At 74.9% G+C, this 16,708-nt stretch carries 17 protein-coding genes; 6 read left to right on the plus strand and 11 right to left on the minus strand.

The genetic code is table 11. The features are described 5' to 3' along the window. The first annotated feature begins 129 nt into the window (after window positions 1-129). Window positions 130-2,793, plus strand: a complete 2,664-nt coding sequence (locus ACZ3YO_RS30400) for a cytochrome P450 (RefSeq protein ID WP_465575625.1) — start codon at window positions 130-132, stop codon at window positions 2,791-2,793. On the opposite strand, the gene ACZ3YO_RS30405 is transcribed toward ACZ3YO_RS30400, so the two are convergent. The 3 genes from ACZ3YO_RS30405 to ACZ3YO_RS30415 form a co-directional block, all read right to left on the minus strand. Further along, a complete protein-coding gene (locus tag ACZ3YO_RS30405) occupies window positions 2,771-2,902 on the minus strand; it encodes a DUF6126 family protein (protein WP_396322195.1) in 132 nt (43 codons plus the stop codon). The two genes, ACZ3YO_RS30400 and ACZ3YO_RS30405, sit on opposite strands and share 23 nt — an antisense overlap. Before the next feature lie 80 nt (window positions 2,903-2,982). Continuing rightward, window positions 2,983-3,366 carry an ArsR/SmtB family transcription factor gene (locus ACZ3YO_RS30410; protein ID WP_465575629.1) on the minus strand — a complete coding sequence of 128 codons (384 nt, stop codon included), beginning with the start codon at window positions 3,364-3,366 and terminating at the stop codon, window positions 2,983-2,985. A gap of 339 nt (window positions 3,367-3,705) precedes the next feature. Then, window positions 3,706-4,161, minus strand: a complete 456-nt coding sequence (locus ACZ3YO_RS30415) for a hypothetical protein (protein WP_465575631.1) — start codon at window positions 4,159-4,161, stop codon at window positions 3,706-3,708. A 236-nt stretch (window positions 4,162-4,397) separates the two neighbouring features. Between ACZ3YO_RS30415 and ACZ3YO_RS30420 the strand changes: the two genes are divergently transcribed. Then, the gene (locus tag ACZ3YO_RS30420) at window positions 4,398-5,117 is read left to right on the plus strand and encodes a polysaccharide deacetylase family protein (protein ID WP_465575634.1); all 720 of its coding nucleotides are present in this window, start codon (window positions 4,398-4,400) and stop codon (window positions 5,115-5,117) included. Between the two features lie 192 nt (window positions 5,118-5,309). On the opposite strand, the gene ACZ3YO_RS30425 is transcribed toward ACZ3YO_RS30420, so the two are convergent. The 3 genes from ACZ3YO_RS30425 to pdxR form a co-directional block, all read right to left on the minus strand. Then, window positions 5,310-5,519, minus strand: coding sequence for a hypothetical protein (locus ACZ3YO_RS30425; RefSeq protein ID WP_465575636.1), 210 nt, complete (start codon window positions 5,517-5,519; stop codon window positions 5,310-5,312). Between the two features lie 47 nt (window positions 5,520-5,566). Further along, window positions 5,567-6,724, minus strand: coding sequence for a glycoside hydrolase family 3 N-terminal domain-containing protein (locus tag ACZ3YO_RS30430; protein ID WP_465575639.1), 1,158 nt, complete (start codon window positions 6,722-6,724; stop codon window positions 5,567-5,569). A gap of 269 nt (window positions 6,725-6,993) precedes the next feature. Continuing rightward, a complete protein-coding gene (gene pdxR, locus ACZ3YO_RS30435; protein ID WP_465575641.1) occupies window positions 6,994-8,475 on the minus strand; it encodes a MocR-like pyridoxine biosynthesis transcription factor PdxR in 1,482 nt (493 codons plus the stop codon). 29 nt (window positions 8,476-8,504) lie between these two features. Between pdxR and ACZ3YO_RS30440 the strand changes: the two genes are divergently transcribed. Next, window positions 8,505-9,383, plus strand: coding sequence for a methyltransferase domain-containing protein (locus ACZ3YO_RS30440; RefSeq protein WP_465575643.1), 879 nt, complete (start codon window positions 8,505-8,507; stop codon window positions 9,381-9,383). A gap of 54 nt (window positions 9,384-9,437) precedes the next feature. On the opposite strand, the gene ACZ3YO_RS30445 is transcribed toward ACZ3YO_RS30440, so the two are convergent. Next, complete coding sequence (locus ACZ3YO_RS30445; RefSeq protein ID WP_465575646.1) at window positions 9,438-9,944, minus strand: MarR family winged helix-turn-helix transcriptional regulator; 507 nt, start codon at window positions 9,942-9,944, stop codon at window positions 9,438-9,440. A gap of 99 nt (window positions 9,945-10,043) precedes the next feature. Between ACZ3YO_RS30445 and ACZ3YO_RS30450 the strand changes: the two genes are divergently transcribed. Together ACZ3YO_RS30450 and ACZ3YO_RS30455 are read left to right on the plus strand one after the other, a co-directional pair. Beyond that, entirely contained in the window at window positions 10,044-10,967 is a 924-nt protein-coding gene (locus ACZ3YO_RS30450; protein ID WP_465575648.1) for an EamA family transporter, read from the plus strand. 86 nt (window positions 10,968-11,053) lie between these two features. Then, a complete protein-coding gene (locus ACZ3YO_RS30455; protein WP_465575651.1) occupies window positions 11,054-11,692 on the plus strand; it encodes an NAD(P)-dependent oxidoreductase in 639 nt (212 codons plus the stop codon). Between the two features lie 100 nt (window positions 11,693-11,792). On the opposite strand, the gene ACZ3YO_RS30460 is transcribed toward ACZ3YO_RS30455, so the two are convergent. Together ACZ3YO_RS30460 and ACZ3YO_RS30465 are read right to left on the minus strand one after the other, a co-directional pair. Further along, window positions 11,793-12,329: a peptidylprolyl isomerase gene (locus ACZ3YO_RS30460; RefSeq protein WP_396322185.1), complete on the minus strand. Its 537-nt coding sequence runs from the start codon at window positions 12,327-12,329 to the stop codon at window positions 11,793-11,795. Between the two features lie 154 nt (window positions 12,330-12,483). Then, window positions 12,484-14,085, minus strand: coding sequence for a hypothetical protein (locus ACZ3YO_RS30465; RefSeq protein WP_465575654.1), 1,602 nt, complete (start codon window positions 14,083-14,085; stop codon window positions 12,484-12,486). Between the two features lie 283 nt (window positions 14,086-14,368). Here ACZ3YO_RS30465 and ACZ3YO_RS30470 point away from each other — a divergent pair, with 283 nt between their 5' ends. After that, complete coding sequence (locus tag ACZ3YO_RS30470) at window positions 14,369-15,973, plus strand: alpha/beta hydrolase (RefSeq protein WP_465575656.1); 1,605 nt, start codon at window positions 14,369-14,371, stop codon at window positions 15,971-15,973. Here ACZ3YO_RS30470 and ACZ3YO_RS30475 read toward each other — a convergent pair. Together ACZ3YO_RS30475 and ACZ3YO_RS30480 are read right to left on the minus strand one after the other, a co-directional pair. Then, the gene (locus tag ACZ3YO_RS30475; RefSeq protein ID WP_465575659.1) at window positions 15,945-16,079 is read right to left on the minus strand and encodes a hypothetical protein; all 135 of its coding nucleotides are present in this window, start codon (window positions 16,077-16,079) and stop codon (window positions 15,945-15,947) included. The genes ACZ3YO_RS30470 and ACZ3YO_RS30475 overlap by 29 nt on opposite strands. A gap of 124 nt (window positions 16,080-16,203) precedes the next feature. After that, entirely contained in the window at window positions 16,204-16,569 is a 366-nt protein-coding gene (locus ACZ3YO_RS30480; protein ID WP_465575661.1) for a hypothetical protein, read from the minus strand. Between the last annotated feature and the right edge of the window lie 139 nt (window positions 16,570-16,708).

Raw genomic sequence — 16,708 nt, forward strand, 5'->3', positions numbered from 1 at the left:
ATGGCGTGCGCCCCTCTGTTCACGGCGTGCGTGGGGGTCCGCCCTGGTCGGGGGCCCTCGGATCCCGCCTGTCGCGGCGGCGGCTCCGGCGGGCCCGCCGCGCCGGTCCCCCTGATGAGAGGTGATGTCATGCCCCTGACGACCGAGCTTCGTAGACCGATCGTTCCCTTCGGAAGCGCCCCCCGGCCGGCCGCCTCGGCCGCTCCCCCGCTCGCGCCGGGCGCGCTCCCGGGCCTCGGCCACGCCCCCGCCCTGCTGCGCGATCCGCTCGGCTTCCTCGGCTCGCTCTCCCGCCACGGCGGCGTCGTACGCATCCGGCTCGGGCCGCGCACGGTCTGTGTGGTCACCGACGCCCGCCTGGTGCACACCCTGCTGGTGACGCTCGCCCACGACTGCCCGCGCGGCGCCGTCCAGGACACCCTCAAGACCGCGTTCGGCGACGGCCTGCTGATGTCCGAGGGCCAGGCGCACCGCGACCGCCGACGGGTCGTCCAGCCCGCATTCGGCCCGGACCGTATGGCCGGATACCTCGCGGTGATGCACCAGGTCACCGAGGAGCGCGCCGCACGCTGGCGGCCGGGCCAAGTCCTCGACGTCGCCATGGAGATGAACCACCTCGCACTGGAGATCGTCACCCGGACGCTGTTCGACGCGCGGCTGAGCGAGGACGCCGCGCTCGCCTTCCACCGGGCTCTGCCCGACATGGTGAAGGGCCAGATCGTCCAGTCGCTCTACCCGCACCCGGCGTTCGCCCGGCTGCCGCTGCCGCTCAACCGGCGGTTCGACGCTGCCGTCCGGGTGCTGAACCAGGTGGTCGACCAGGCCGTCAACGGCGCTGCGCGGCCGACCGGCTGCCCGGCCGACGGCTCCGGGCGGTCCGGCGGCACCGCGGACACCACTCTGCCCGGGCTGCTGCGCGCCGCGAGCGACCCGGCCACCGGCCGCCCGCTCACCGAGGCGGACGTCCGCTCCGAGGCGATCACCATGTTCGGCGCGGGCACGGAGACCGTCTCCACCACGCTCACCTGGCTGATCGACGAGCTGCTGCGGCACCCCCGGGTGGAGGCCCGCGTCCTCGCCGAGCTGGACGAGCACCTCCCACCGGGCACCGTCCCCACCCCGGAGGCGCTCGCCCGGCTCACGTACACCCGCAGCGTCACCCGGGAGGTGGTCCGGCTGCACGCGCCGAACGCCTTCCTGATGCGGACCGCAGGCGTGCCGGTCGAGCTCGGCCCGTACCGGATCCCGGCCGGCACCGAGCTGCTCTACAGCCTCACCGCGCTGCACCGTGACCCGCTGCTCTACCCGGATCCACTGCGCTTCCAGCCCGGCCGGCGGCACGGGGGCGGCGGCACGGCGAGCGCCGGCCGGCATGCGTTTCTGCCGTTCGGCGCGGGCAAGCACAAGTGCATCGGCGAGGCGTTCGCCTGGGCGGAGCTGACCGTGGCCGCCGCCGCGATCCTGCGCCGCTGGCGGCCGACGGCGGTCCCGGGCACCCGGGCCCGCGAGGTGGTCTGGACCACCGTCCAGGCCCAGGGCTTACGCGTCCGACTCGCCCCGCGCGAGACCCCCGGCGCACCGAAGGCGCCCACCGTACGGCCGGCCGCCGCACGGCCCGCCACCTCGCGACCGGCCGCCGCAGCAGCCGTCGAAGCCGCCGCGGCAACCGCGCCGGGCACGGCCGCCACACCGGGCACGGCCGCACCGGCCGTCGCCGCCGTACCGCGGCCGGCGCGGCCCGCGTACCCGGCGCCTCGCCTGCCCGCCGCGGCCGCCCGTCGCCGCCTCCCCGGCGAGCTGCGCACCGCCACGGACCGGCACGCCGACTGGGCGCTCCACCACCGTCTGCTCTCCCCCGCCGAGCTGCCGCGCTACCAGGCCTACGCGCTCCCCGCGTTGATCGGCCACTCCTACCCGCGGGCCCGGGGCGCCGAACTCGACCTGCTGGTCGACGTGCTCGGCTGGTTCACCATCCTCGACGACCGCTTCGACGGCCCTCCCGGCCGCCGGCCGACGGAGGCGCACGCCGTCGTCGAGCCGCTGCTCGCCGTCCTGGACGGGGACGCCCCGGCAGCCGCGGCCGGCGACCCGCCGCTGCTGCACTCGTGGCGGGAGCTGTGGCAACGCCAGTGCGACGCCATGTCCCCCGCCTGGCGCGGGCGGAGCACCGTCGAGTGGCGGTCCTGCCTGGAGACCTTCCTCGCCGAGTCCGCCCACCGGGCCGGGCGCACCTCCCCCGGCCTGCCGGAGACCGTGCGGCTGCGCCGCCACGCCAGCTGTCTCTACCCGTTCATGAACATACTGGAGCGGGTCCACGGCGCCGAGGCGCCGGCCAGGCTGCACGCCGACCCCGCGCTGCACCGGCTGCGGGCGCACACCGCCGACGCGGCGACGCTCATCAACGACCTGTACTCACTGGAGCGGGAGGAGCGCCAGGCGGCAGTGGCCTTCAACACCGTGCTGGCCCTGCAACGCATCCGCGGCTGCACCCGCACCCAGGCCGCGGCGGCGGTCCGTGCCCGGGTCGCACGTCTGAGGGAGGAGAGCGACACCCTCCGGCGGCGCCTGCTGCTCCGACACCCGGCCGGCCACTGGTATCTGAACGGCACCCGGGAGCTGGTCGACGGCGTCCACGCGTGGACCAGCACCACCCGCCGGTACGTCAGTGACGGTCACGGCCTCAGCGATGGTCACGGCCTCGGTGACGTCCACGGCCTCAGCGATGGTCACAGCCTCGGTGACGGTCGTGCCCCCGATCAGGGGCACCACCTCAGTGGCGGTCGCCGAGGGTGAAGAGCAGGATGACGAATCCGGCGAAAAGGTGTGTGGCGAAGATGTAGATGCCCGCGCGGATCAGCATGGCCTTGCGCCTGCTCTTCTCGTCGCTGATGCCGTCGGCCATGGCCGGGTTCTCCTTCGGGTCGGGCGGTCGTGCCGCGTGGGCTTGGTCCGGGCGGGTGTGGGACGCCGCCCTCCCGGCTCTCACCTGCTGGTCGTGCGGGCGGCGCGCCCGGCGTCCGCGGCCTGCACGGCGCGGGCACCGGGCGAGCGGAGCTCGGTGAGCAGCGCGCCCTGGTCGGTGATCAGGTCGGTGAGGATGCGCCGGGCGGCGCGCAACAGCTCGGCCACGTCCGGCGTGCTCAGCGCGTAGACCACGGTGTTGCCCTCGCGGGTGGCCGTGACCAGCTGGGTCCGGCGCAGCACCGCGAGCTGCTGGGAGAGGTTGGACGGCTCGACCTCGATCTCGGCCAGCAGCTCGCGCACCGGCCTCGGCCCGTCCTGCAACAGCTCCAGCACGCGGATGCGGATCGGGTGCCCGAGGGTGCGGAAGAACTCCGCCTTCGCCTGGTACAGCGGGACCGGCATCGTCCGCTCCCTCCCTGGTGCTCGCCTGCGCACCGTGGCGCCCGGTGGGCGGGGTACCCGATGGGCGGTGGCCGGTGCCGCCACCGGCCGGTGGCCGGTTCGGCCGGTTCGGCCGGTTCGGCCGGTTCGGCCGGTTCGGCCGGTTCGGCCGTGGAGCATCATCCCCTGCGGATGAAGAATTCTTCAAGTCGTCATCGCATCGCGACCGCCCGAGCCCGCGGGCAGCGCCCGCGATCGCCCGCAGCCGCACCTTCTCCGGCCGAGTATTCGCAGCCGAACGGGCGGGGCCCGGGAGTCCGCCGCCTCCCGGGCCCCGCCGTACGCACTACCGGCCGGTCATCAGCACGGGACCACAACGTCCACGGTCACCGGCGCCGGGTTCCACGGGTAGGCGGCCACACTGAAGCTGCCGTGCACGGTCGACCCGCACGGCACCGTGCCGCCGACACCCCGCACCTGCACCGTGCTGGCCGTGAACAGCGTCCGCCCGTTCACCGAGCCGAGCGAGGCGCCGCCCACGATCTGCCCGGAGAGCCCGGTCAGCAGCTCGCGGGTCTGCGGCTGCGGACCACCCGGGCTCGGCGGCCCGGCCAGGGCGACCTGCCCGTAGAACTGGACGCCGTCGCCGGTGACCTCGGCGCACACCTTGGTCGACAGCCCGGCCTGCAGCCCGGCCGCACCACAGGTGACGGTCGTGGCCGTGGTCGTCGCAGTGGTCGCACCCGCCTCGGCCGGAACGGCCAGCAGGGTCGCCGCGCCGGCGACGCCCGCGGCGAGCAGAGTGATTCGGTTCATGCGGTTCTCCGTTTCCCAATTTCTCATAGCACCACATGTGACATTTCACATGTGGCGTGCCGCCACCCTCGCACACGATTCGAACGCCTGGCCGTCGATCCGGCATCGACTCACCGGACAGACCGGAAAGCAGCCTTCGATGGCGCGATCCCGGCCCTCCCCGCCTGGTGGGCCGACCGCAACACCCGAACCGGCTCGAACCCGTGTCCTTGACCGGCCGCCGGCGTTGAGCCGGCGTGAAACGTCTCCTCGCGATCGCCGCCGCCGTGACCGCCGCCCTCACGCTGACCGCGGTCGCCGCGCCGCCCGCGTCACTGCTCGGCGGCGAGGTCCGCCGGCTCCCCACCGAGGACCGGGTCGTGGCGCTCACCTTCAACGCCGCCTGGGACGAGACCGGGCTCGGCACCGTCCTCACCGAGCTGCGCGAGCGTGCCGCGCCCGCCGCATTCTTCCCCACCGGGCAGTTCGCCGAGCAGCATCCGGACGCCGTCCGCGCGGTGGCCGCCGCCGGGCACGGCCTCGGCAACCACTCCTACAGCCACCCGTTCTTCGCCGACCTCGGCCCGCAGCAGGCGCGCGCCGAGGTGCTGCGCGCCGACGCCGCGATCCGAACCGCCTCGGGCGCCGAGCCACTCCCGGTCTTCCGCTTCCCCTACAGCGAGACGACGCCGCAGCGGATCGCCGACGTCAACGCTCTCGGCTTCGCCGACCTCGAGTTCACCGCCGACACCAACGGCTACCTCGGCCCCGCCGGGGGCATGACCACCGCCAAGGCCGTCGACCGCGCGCTCGCCGCCCTCGTGCCCGGCGCGATCCTCCAACTCCACGTCGGCGCACCCGACGAGAGCCCCGACCACCGGTGCCTGGACGCCGAGGCGCTCCCACTGATCATCGACGCCGTCCGCGCCCGCGGCTACCGCTTCCTGGACCTGCGCGAACTGCTCGACGCTGAGTGAGGAGGCGACGGGCTACCAGGCTGACGGACTGACGGACTGACGGAGCATCGGGGTGGTGGAGCATCGGGGTGGCGGGATTGCCGAGCGACCAGGCACCGCGAGGCCCGGGGCGAGACGATCCTCGGCGGGCCCGGCCATCCGGCCCCGCCTGCTGTCTGTCGCCCACTGCCCCGCCACCCCGCCCGAACTGTCCTATGAGGGAGCCGGGTTGACCACCCGCTCGGGGATGTCGGCGGCGCAGGTCTTGTTCAACTCGTAGAGGGCGCGTCGGTGTTCGGCTGTGTCGCCGACGGCGGCCATGGTGGTGAACACGATCCCGGCCTGCCGGGCGCCGTCGAGGTACGGCGCGAACCGGGCCCCGTCGAACGCCTCCAGGTCGAGCTTCAGTCGCACCCATTCCACGGCCACGGGCCCCTCACTCGGTTCTGCTCCCCGGTACGCTCCTCACTCTAACGGCCGCGCCCGGCAAGGGAGGAGCGCAGGGTGTCGATCCTGTAGAGGGCATCGAGGAAGGCCCGGCGGTCCAGGTGGCCGCTGTCCAGGCCGTCGGCCAGGGCGGCGGCCGCGGCGTCGCCCTGGCCGACGTCGCGGGCCGAGCAGAGCAGCAGGTCCATACCCGCCCCGGCAGCGGCGAGGGCCCGGGCGGGGGTGTCGCCGAAGGAATCCAGCGCGCCGGCTTCGAGGGCATCGGTGATGGTGACGCCCTGGAAGCCCAGGCGCTCGCGGAGTTCGCCCTGGACGACGGCGGACGAGAGGCCGGCCGGGCGGGCCGGGTCGAGAGCGGGGTAGACGGCCCAGGAGGTCATGACCAGCCGGACGCCGGCGGCGATGGCGGCGCGGTAGGGCTCCTCGCCGCGGGCGCGGAGCTCGGCGAGCGGCACCGGGAGGGTGACGGGGCCCAGGTCGGTGTTCAGGTCACGTGCGGCGGAGCCGAGGCCGGGGAAGTGCTTGGCGGTGGCGGCGACGCCGAGCCCCTGCTGGGCGGTGAGGAAGGCGGCGCCCAAGGTGGCGACCACGGAGGGATCCTGGCCGTAGGAGCGTTCGGAGTGGTCGATGAAGTTGTCGGGGGTGTCGTAGACGTCGAGGACGGGGGCGAGGTTGGTGTTCAGGCCCGTGTCGGCGAGGTTGCGGCCGGCGCCGGCGCCCGACCGGGCGGCCTCGCCGACCGGGTCGGAGGCCAACCCGGTCCGGCGGGCGGAGAGTTCGGGTGCACCGAGGAGCCGCCGGACCTTGCCGCCCTCCTGGTCGGTCATCAGCAGCAGCGGCCGGCCACCCGGTGCCTCGGCGGCGGCCTGGTGCATCTGCTCGACAGCGGCGTGGAGTTGGGCGGTCACGGCGGTGTTGTCGCCGAACAGGATGACGCCGGCCGCCCGGCCCTCGCGGATTGCCTGGATCAGGGCAGGCGGCGGGGTCGGGCCGGGGTAGGAGTAGACGATCCGCCGGCCGGCGAGCAGCCGGGAGTCCTCGGTCGGCATGGGGGTGTTCCTCTCCGCGATGGGCGGCGGCGGCCGGTGGGTGCCGCGCGCCGTACCGGCCGGGGCCGGGGTCAGGGCGGTCAGCAGCAGGGCCAGCCCCGCGCAGCGGACGGTCCGCCGGAGCGACGGCATCGGGCCTCCCGGGTAGGGGACGGGGCTTGACACAGGTCTTGGCACAGACAGGGCTGGAACGGACAGCGCGTCGGACGGGCAGAGCGTCGGACGGTGGGGCGCCGGACGGTGGGGCGTCCGACAGATCGGGCTGAGCACGGGGCTCGGGGCGGATGGAGAAGGGAGCGGGGACTGAACGCGGACGGAACGGGGACCGGCGGGGGCCGGGCGATCCGGTGCGCCAGGCTATCGGGATCCGGCCCGGCCGGGCCGGGCGCGACGCGCCCCCGCTACCCCATCCGCCCTAACAACCGGCCGAGCACCGCGACGCCCTCGGCGATGTCGCCCGGCGCGCCGGCCGCGTAGCCGAGCACCAGCCCGGGCGGGTGCGGCAGCCTGGCGTGCCAGGAGAGCGGCTGCACCTTGACGCCGTGCGCGAGCGCCGCCGTGGCGAGTTCGGTGTCGGAGCAGTCGAGCCCGGCCGGGAAGGTGACCATCAGGTGTAGACCGGCCGCCGCGCCGTGCACGACGGCGCCCGGCAGGTGGGCGCCGATCGCGGCGATCATGGCGTCCCGGCGCCGCCGGTGCCGCGGGCGCAGCAGGCGCAGGTGGCGCTCCAGCTCGCCGGTCTCCATGAGCCTGGCCAGCACCAGTTGCGGCAGGGCCGCGTTGCCGAGGTCGGCGAAGCGTTTGGCGGCGAGGACTGCCTCGCGGTGGCGGGCCGGCACGAGCAGCCACCCGGTGCGCAGGGCGGGGGCGAGCAGTTTGGAGACGCTGCCGGTGTAGCAGACCTGTTCAGGGAGGACGGCGCGCAGCGCGGGCACGGGGGCGCGGTCGTAGCGGTGTTCGGCGTCGTAGTCGTCCTCGATGACGAGGCCGCCCTCGCCGGCCCAGCGGAGCAGGTCGCGGCGCCGTTCACCGCCGAGCACCACCCCGGCCGGGAACTGGTGGGCGGGGGTGAGCAGCACGGCCGGGGCGCCGGTGGCGCGCAGCGCGTCGATCCGGATGCCGTCGGCGTCGACCGGGACGGGCGGGGTCGCGGCGAGCCAGTGGCCGAGGTGCTGGCGGGTGCCGAGCGAGCCCGGGTCCTCGACGGCGACCTCGGTGATGCCGGCCCGGCCGAACACCTGGCCGAGCAGGGCGAGGGCCTGGGCGGCACCGGCGACGATCAGGACCTCGTCGGGGTCGGCGCGGATGCCCCGGTTACGGGCGAGCCAGTGTGAGACGGCCAGGCGGAGCGCGGGGGTGCCGCGCGGGTCGCCGTAGCCGAACTCGTAGGCGGGGAGCCCGTCGAGGACGGCGCGTTCGGCGCGCAGCCAGGCGGCCCGCGGGAAGGCGGCGAGGTCGGGTACGCCGGGCGAGAGGTCGATCCGGGCGGGAGTGGCCCGCAGCGCGTCGAAGCTCTCGGGGACGGGCGCGGAGTCGAACAGGGCGGGCACCGGGGCGGGCGGCCCGGCCGGCGGGGGCGGCGGCGCGGGGGTGGCGACGACGACGGTGCCGCCCCTGCCCCGGCCGGCGATCTGGCCCTCCTCGGTGAGCCGCCGGTAGGCGTCGGTGACGACCCCTCGGGAGACCTTCAGCTCCGCGGCGAGCACGCGGGTGGCGGGCAGCCGGCTGCCCGGGGGGAGGCGGCCGTCCGTGATCGCCCGGCGCAGCCGCCGGGCCAGCCAGTCGGCGAGCCCGCCGGCCGGGGCGTCGGCGGTGTCGAGCTGCAGGAAGTCGGCCCCGGCGGTTTTGGACCTGTCGAGGACCGGCTCTTTGGACCTGTTCACCGGTCCATTGTGCGGGCCAGGCTGGGGCCATGACGACGGAAACGACATTCCCGGAGACCATCTCGCAGTCGCGGGCCACCGGCCCCACGGAGGACCACGCCTATGTGCACGGCTATTCGACGACCGAGGCCCAGCGGCTCGGCGACCAGGCGGACACCCTCGCGGAGCTGCTGCACGCGGGCACGGCGTACCCGGCCGGCAGCCGGGTGCTGGAGGCGGGCTGCGGCGTCGGGGCCCAGACGCTGCACTTGCTGGCGGGCAGCCCCGGGGTGCGGCTGACGGCCGCCGACATCTCGGCCGACTCGCTCGCCCAGGCCCGCGCCCGGGTCGCGGCGCACGCGCCCGGCGCGCAGGTGACGTGGCACCACGGGGACCTGCACGAGCTGCCGTTCGCCGACGGCTCCTTCGACCATCTCTTCGTCTGCTTCGTGCTGGAGCACCTGGCCGACCCGGTGGCCGCGCTGGCCGCCCTGCGGCGGGTGCTGCGGCCGGGCGGGACGATCACCGTGATCGAGGGCGACCACGGCTCGGCGTTCTTCCACCCGGAGAGCCCCGCCGCCCGCGCGACGGTGGACCACCTCGTCCGGCTGCAGGCCGGCGCGGGCGGCGACGGCGAGCTCGGGCGGCGCCTGTACCCGCTGCTGACGGAGGCGGGGTTTCACGACGTCACCGTCCGCCCGCGGACCGTCTATGCGGACGGGAGCCGCCCGGAGCTGGTCGAGGGGTTCACCCGCCGCACCTTCGTCGCGATGGTCGAGTCCGTCCGCGCCGCCGCGCTCGCGGCCGGCCTCACCACGGCGGCCGCCTTCGATGAAGGCATCGCCGACCTGCGCCGCACCGCGGAGGAGGGCGGGACGTTCCACTACACCTTCTTCAAGGCGGTGGCGGTCAACTCCCGGGTGCACTGACCATCGGGGTCGATGACAGGGCTCACGGGTCGGTCCACCGAGCACGCGGGCGCGCTACCGGGCCCCGTCGTCCCCGTCGCCCAGGGTGGTGAGCAGGGTGCGCAGGGCGTCGATCAGGGCCTCGGTCTGCTGCGGGTCGAGGTCGGCCAGGATGCGCCGTTCGGTGGCGAGGTGGTCGGGGAGGGCGCGGTCGACCAGGGCGTGGCCCTCGGGGGTGAGGGCCACGTCGCGGCTGCGGCCGTCGGAGCCGCTGGGGGTGCGGGTGACCAGGCCCCGGGCCTCCAGCCGGTCGAGGCGCTGGCTGATCGCCCCGGAGGTGACCATCGCGGACTGCATCAGCCCGGTGGGGGTGAGCCGGTAGGGCGGGCCGCTGCGGCGCAGGGTGGCGAGGACGTCGAAGGAGGCGGCGTCCAGGTCGTGTTCGGCGAAGTTGCGTTTCAGCTCGGCGTCCACCAGGCGGGAGACCCGCTTGAGCCGGCCGATCACCTCCATCGGGGAAACGTCGAGGTCGGGGCGCTCCGCGCCCCACTGCCGCACCAGTCGGTCCACATGATCTGCCACGGGTCCAGCCTATGCGATGCCTTAGCGGTGAGATACCTCACATCGCCTGATTCGCCCGGCCGGCCCCAATCTGCCTTAGCGCTGAGATACATTGGCTTAGTGCTAAGGAATCGCCTCGGAATCGTGCTGCTGACCGCCCTCGCCCCCGCCATCTGGGGGTCGACCTACCTCGTCACCACCGAACTGCTCCCGCCCAACCGCCCGCTGCTCGCCGCGGTGCTCCGCGCCCTGCCCGCCGGAATCCTCCTCCTCGCCGTCACCCGCCGCCTGCCGACGGGCAGTTGGTGGTGGCGCTCACTGGTGCTGGGCGCGCTCAACATCGGCGCGTTCATGGCCCTCCTCTTCATCGCCGCCTACCGCCTGCCCGGCGGGGTCGCCGCCACCGTCGGCGCCGTCCAGCCGCTGATCGCCGCCGGACTCTCCGCCGGACTGCTCGGCGACCGGCTCTCGCTGCGCACCCTGATCTCCGGCATCGCCGGCGTGGCCGGCGTCAGCCTGCTGGTGCTGCGGGCCAACGCCCAGCTCGACGCCCTCGGCGTCGCGGCCGCGCTCGGCGGCGCCGTCGTGATGGCCACCGGAGTCGTCCTGTCCAAGCGGTGGACCTCACCCGCCCCACTGCTCGCCACCACCGGCTGGCAACTCACCGCCGGCGGCCTGATGCTCGTCCCCGTGGCGCTCCTGGTGGAGGGCGCACCGCCGTCCCACCTCACCGGCGCCAACCTGCTCGGCTACGGCTACCTCGGCCTGATCGGCGCCGCCGTCTCGTACGCGCTCTGGTTCCGTGGGATCCACGCGCTGCCGCCGACCTCCGTCACCTTCCTCGGACTGCTCAGCCCCGTGGTCGCCACCGCCCTCGGCTGGCTCGCCCTCGGACAGGACCTCTCGCCCGTCCAGGCGGTCGGCGCAGTCATCGTGCTCGGCTCACTGGTCGCCGCCCAGACCCAGCGGCCGCGCGCGGCCGCCCCGGCGCCGCTCCCCCGGCCCGCGGACGAGCAGCACCCCGCGCGCGAGCACGCCGCTTAGGGCTTGTCTGACGCTTCCCGCCGCGCGCACGACGCCGGGCATCCCGCCACCCGCTTCCCCTTTCCCACCGATCTCTGGAGAACCCCATGCGCATCACCGTGTTCGGCGCCACCGGCAACGTCGGCAGCCGCGTCATCGCCGAGGCCCTCGCCCGCGGCCACCAGGTCACCGCCGTCGTGCGCGACCCGTCCCGGCCGCACGGTCTGCCGGCCGAGGCCACGATCGCCACCGGCGACGCCCGCAACGCCGAGGACGTCACCCGGCTCGCCGCCGGCCAGGATGTGGTGATCAGCGCCACCCGCCCGGCACCCGGCAGCGAGGGCGAACTGGCCACCGCCACCAAGGGCCTGCTGGCCGGCCTGGCCGGAACGGGCGTGCGCCTGCTGGCCGTCGGCGGCGCCGGCAGCCTCACCCTGCCCGGTGGCAACGGCGCCACCGTCGTCGACGGCCCCGACTTCCCGGCCGGCTGGCTCCCCATCGCCCTCGCCTGCAGCGAGCAGCTCGGCCTCTACCGGGCCGACACCGCGGTCGACTGGGCCTACCTCAGCCCCGCCGCGCTCCTCGCACCGGGGGAGCGCACCGGCCGCTACCGCCTCGGCCGGGACGAGCTGGTGGTGGACGCCGCGGGCACCTCGGCCATCTCCATGGAGGACCTCGCCGTCGTGCTCATCGACGAGGCCGAGCACCCCGCCCACCACCGCACCCGCTTCACCGCGGCCTACTGAGTGGCCGGGGAGTGCCGCACCGGACGCCGCGCAGGCACAACCGTGCGCCCGGGCCCCCACGTCGTCGGTCCGACGATGCGGGGGCCCGGGCGCGACGGCGTCAGGACGTGACGCGCTCGATGGTGACCGTCCGGAGCACGACGTCCTCGACCGGGCGGTCGTTGGCACCGGTTTCGGTCTTGGCGATCGCGTCCACCACGTCGGTGCCCTCGACGACCTCGCCGAAGATGGTGTGCTTGGTGTTGAGGTGCGGGGCCGGGCCGACCGTGATGAAGAACTGCGAGCCGTTGGTGCCCCGGCCGTTCTGCTTCCCGGCGTTGGCCATGGCCAGCAGGTAGGGCCGGTTGAAGAAGAGGTCGGGGTGGATCTCGTCGTCGAACTTGTAGCCCGGGCCGCCGACGCCCAGGCCGAGCGGGTCACCACCCTGGATCATGAAGCCGGCGATCACCCGGTGGAAGACGGTGCCGTCGTAGAGCCGGTCGCTCGACGTCTCTCCGGTCTCCGGGTGCGTCCACTCCCGCTCGCCCTGGGCGAGTTCCACGAAGTTGCGGACGGTCTTGGGCGCGTGGTTCGGGAACAGCCTGACCTTGATCGTGCCGAGGGTCGTGTCCAGCGTCGCGATGAGGCTCTCAGCCACCGTCTGTCTCCTGCGTCGAAGGGCCGGGGGTCGAGCCGCAGCCGCCCCCGCTTTTCCGCGCATACAGTAGTCGACCGGTCGCGCTTGGAGACCGGCCGACGGCCCGGCGCGGGAGACCCCGGCCCGGCGGAACGCCCGGCGCCCGCCCGGCCGGTTACCGCGGGGCCCGGTCCGGTGCCGGATCCGGGACGACGGCGGCGATCCGGCCGCCGCCGAAGAACCGCAGCCGCTCGGCCCGCGCCCGATGACCCCACCCCTTGACCCGGTGGAAGCAGAGGTCGGCCGGGACGGGGGCATCCCGCAGGTCCGCCACCAGCGCGTTCGCCGGCAGTCGGGCCGCCGCCGCGGCCCGCAGCGGGTCACCGTCCGCCGACCAGCCGTGCGGCGGGGCCGGGTGGACCCACGGCTCGCCGGTGTTGGGGAAGAAGTGCTGACCGCCCGCCAGCGCCCGGCTCGCGAAGCGGGTGCCGTCCACGCCGCCCTCCGCCGTCCTCGCCCGCTGCGCCGCGCCGCGGGCGATCCGGGCGAGACGGAGCAGCAGGTGCGGCAAGGACTCGGCGAGCAGGGTGAGCTCCGGGGACTCCGCGAGCCGCTCCGCGTCCGCCGGGACGGAGACGACGTAGCCCCACGCCCCCGACTCCTGGTCGATCCGCACCTGGACCGAGGCACTCCGGCGGCCGTACTCGATCGACGCGACCGGCCAGAAGGACCCCACGCCACCGACCATCTCCACCAGCGCGGGCGAAAGCCGAGCGGCGGCCGAGCCGGCGCGCAGTTCGACCGGGGCCAGCCCGGCGATCCGGACGCCGCCCAGCTCCCGCAGCACGGCGCGCACGTCGCCGGGCAGCGGCACGGGCCAGGCATCGAGCTCGGCCTCACCGCACCCCTCGTCCAGCTCGACCAGACCGGGCAGCTCCGCCGCCAGGGCCCGCAGCTCGGCCACCGCGCGCTCGGGCGCGTCGGCCGGGACGGCGGGGCGCGCCACCGGGCGGCCGAGGAAGTCACCGCTGACGAGGCTGCGGATCAGCAGCACCTGGCCGTCGCCGGCGAGCGCGAACCCGGTCTCGCTGCTGCCGGTGTCCGCCGTGTCGTAGGAGAAGGAGTAGTAGGGCTCCCAGGCGAGCAGGCACGGGTAGCCGGGCAGCGCCCGCAGGTCCACGACGTCGGTCAGGCTGTCGCCGGGGCCCGCGAGCCGGGCCAGCCCGGGGTCGTCGGCGGCCGCGCGCAGCGAGGGGACGGCGGCCACCGTCCCGGCCCGGGCGGTCTCCTCCCAGGCCTCGCCGCCCCGGGCCAGCCGGCCGGCGAACTCGGGCAGCCACCCGACGAATCCGGGCGCCTCGACGGTGCTCTCCGCCTCGTCCCAGGGCTCGATCAGGAGCACCGGGCCCCAGTCGTCACGCTGCCCGGTCCCTACGCCGACCAGCACCTCGCCACCCTCGTACCCGGTCCCGCCGACGGCCAGGTAGCCGTCTCCGAAGCCGCCCGGTCCGGACGGTCCGAAGGAGTAGGTGCCCCACTCGTCACTCTCGACACCGCCGACCTCACGCAGTACCGCCCGGCAGGCCTCGGGGACGAAGACCGGCCAGGAGTCCATCTGCTCGTCGGTGAAGCCGGCCAGCAGCTCCACCTCGTCGGGCAGCTCCTCGGCCAGCGCGCGCAGCGCGGCAAGCGCCCGCTGCGCCTGGCTCGCGCCCCGCCCGGCGCCCCGGTGCGTGCCGTGATCCGTCCCCCGGTCCATGCCCTGGTCCGTCGTCATGTCTGTACCGCCCGCCCTGCTGTGGTGCCGTCCTGATCGCTGCGGACGGCAGCCTAGCGGCCGTCACGGACAACGGGCCGCCGTCGAGGGCGGGCACCGTCCGTCCTGCCCCGGTGTTCGTCCCCTGGGCACTCCACCAGGGGCTGCCGATGCTCCGACAGCTGTGCCGCGCGCCCCGGACACCCCCCGGACAACCACCGTCCGGGGGGTGTCTCCAGCTACACCCCCAAGACGGGTGCCCACCCCATCGATCACCCGGCTCCGGGCGGCCAGGATCATGGACGTGAACGCGAACGTGACCCGCCCTGACCCGTCCACCCCTGCCGACAGCCGTACCGGCACCGGCGCCCGCACCGGCACGCGCCGGCGCCTGACGCCGCTCGCCGCCCTGACGGCCGCGCTGCTCGCCGCCGTCACCCTGCCCGCCACCGCCGGGGCCGCCGGCACTTCGGCCTTGCCCGCCACACCTGCCGTCCCCGCCCGGTACGCGCAGCAGCACCTCGCCTGGCAGCCCTGCGCCGAGGAGCCCTCGCTGGAGTGCGCCACCATGGCCGTCCCGCGCGACTGGCACCACCCGGCGGGCGGCCCGGACCTCACCGTCGCGGTCTCCCGGCACCGCGTGGCCGACCCTGCCCAGCGGCGCGGCACGCTGCTCATGGCGGCCGGCGGCCCCGGCGGCAAGGGTCTGCTGCGCCCGGCCGGCTTCGCGCACGACGCGCCCGCCCTCGGGGCGGCGTACGACGTGGTGGGCTTCGACCAGCGCGGGGTCGGCCACAGCACCCAGGCCGTCTGTCAGACCCCCGAGGAGTTCCAGGCCTTCTTCGCCGGGGACTTCCGTGACGACTCCCCCGCCGCACGGGACCGCGTCATCGCCAACTCCCGCAAGCTCGCGGCCGACTGCGAGCAGCGCAGCGGCGGCCTGCTGCCCTACCTGACCACCGAGCAGACCGCCCGCGACATCGACCTCTTCCGCGCCCTGCTCGGCGAGCGGCGGATCACCTACTACGGCCCGTCCTACGCCACCATGATCGGGGCGTACTACGCGACGCTCTTCCCGCAGCGGGTCGAGCGGATGGTGCTGGACAGCAACATCGGCTTCGACGGCAGCTGGGAGCAGTTCCAGCTCGGCCAGCCGATGAGCTTCCAGCGCCGCTTCGACGAGGACTTCCTGCCCTGGCTCGCGGCGCGCGACAGCACCTACCACTACGGCTCCACCCCCGCCGAGGCCAAGGCCCGCTGGGAGCAGCGGCGCGCCGCCCTGCACGACAACCCGCTCGTCGACGGCACGCTGACGATAGGCCCCAACCAACTGGACAACGGCACCATCCAGGGCATCTACAGCAGGGACAACGGCTTCCCGCTGCTGGCCACCTCGCTGACGGCACTGGAGGACTGGCCCGGTGCCGACCCGGCCGCACGGGCGACGGCGCGGCGGGTCTTCGGCGAGTACCTCAGCCCGGAGTTCCTCGCCGAGTTCTTCTCGGTGACCTGCAACGACACGGCCTGGAGCCGCGACCTCTCCGTCTGGGCCGCCCGGGGCGCCGAGAACACCGCCCGGTGGCCGCTGGTGGGCGCCCGGACACTGGCCTTCGCCGCCGTCTGCGCCACCTGGCCGGCCCCCACGGCGCCGGAGGTCCGCGTCACCGGCGCCGGGCTGCCGCCCACGCTGATGCTCAACTCGGTCCACGACCCGGCGACGTACTACGAGGCCGCCCTCTCCGCCCACCGCGCGCTGCGCGGCTCCCGTCTGGTGACGGTCACCGGCAACGGCGACCACGGCCAGTACCCCGGCCCGAACACCTGCGTCCGCGGCGTCGTCGAGTCCTACCTGCTCGCCGGCCGGATACCCGCGCGTGACCTCACCTGCCCTTCCCCGCAGACGAGTTGACCGGTCCGCCGCCGACGTACTCCAGCGGCGGGCCGTCGACCGACGGCAGCGCCTCGCCCAGCAGGTCGCGGGCGGAGCCGTGCATCGGCAGCTGGCATCCGGGCATCCGGCCTCCGCGCTCATGTCGGCCTCATGAGGACATGGCCCGCGGACGCGGCGTGGCCGCCGGACGGAATCCGGCGGCCACGGGGCAGGGGCGGGTGTCGGGGCGCTCAGGGGCGGTCAGGTACTCAGGGGCGTTCGAGGGTGATGGAGTTGACCGGGCCGAGGTCGGCCCAGACGCCGTTCTGGGCGGGCATGTCGTAGTTGCAGTTGGTGCCGTTGTAGCCGAGGCACAGGTGGGAGTGGGCGCCGCCGGACTGGTTGTTGAGGACCCAGTGCCAGCCGGTCTTGTTCTGCAGGTTGTGGGCGCCGTAGCTCCAGAACACGTCGGTCGGCGGGGTGGAGGTGGGCGCGCCCTCGCCGTAGACGCAGACCGCCCCGTACGGGCAGCCGTCCCACGAGCCGTCGGCGGCCTGGGCGCCGGTGGTGCCGAGGGCGGTCATGGCGGCGGTCGCGAGGGCGAGCGCGGCGGCGGCGTGGATGATCTTGCGCATGGGTGGATCTCCCTCTGGTGTGGCTGGTCTGGCCAGTGGTCAGCAGCGTAGGAGGGGTGCGGCGGGAGCGGTCCCTGACAGATGACAGGGTCCCCTTCGAGCTCCTCCGGCGACCGCCGGGCGGCCCGCCGGAGCTGGC

This window comes from Kitasatospora sp. NPDC022785 (assembly GCF_055561295.1).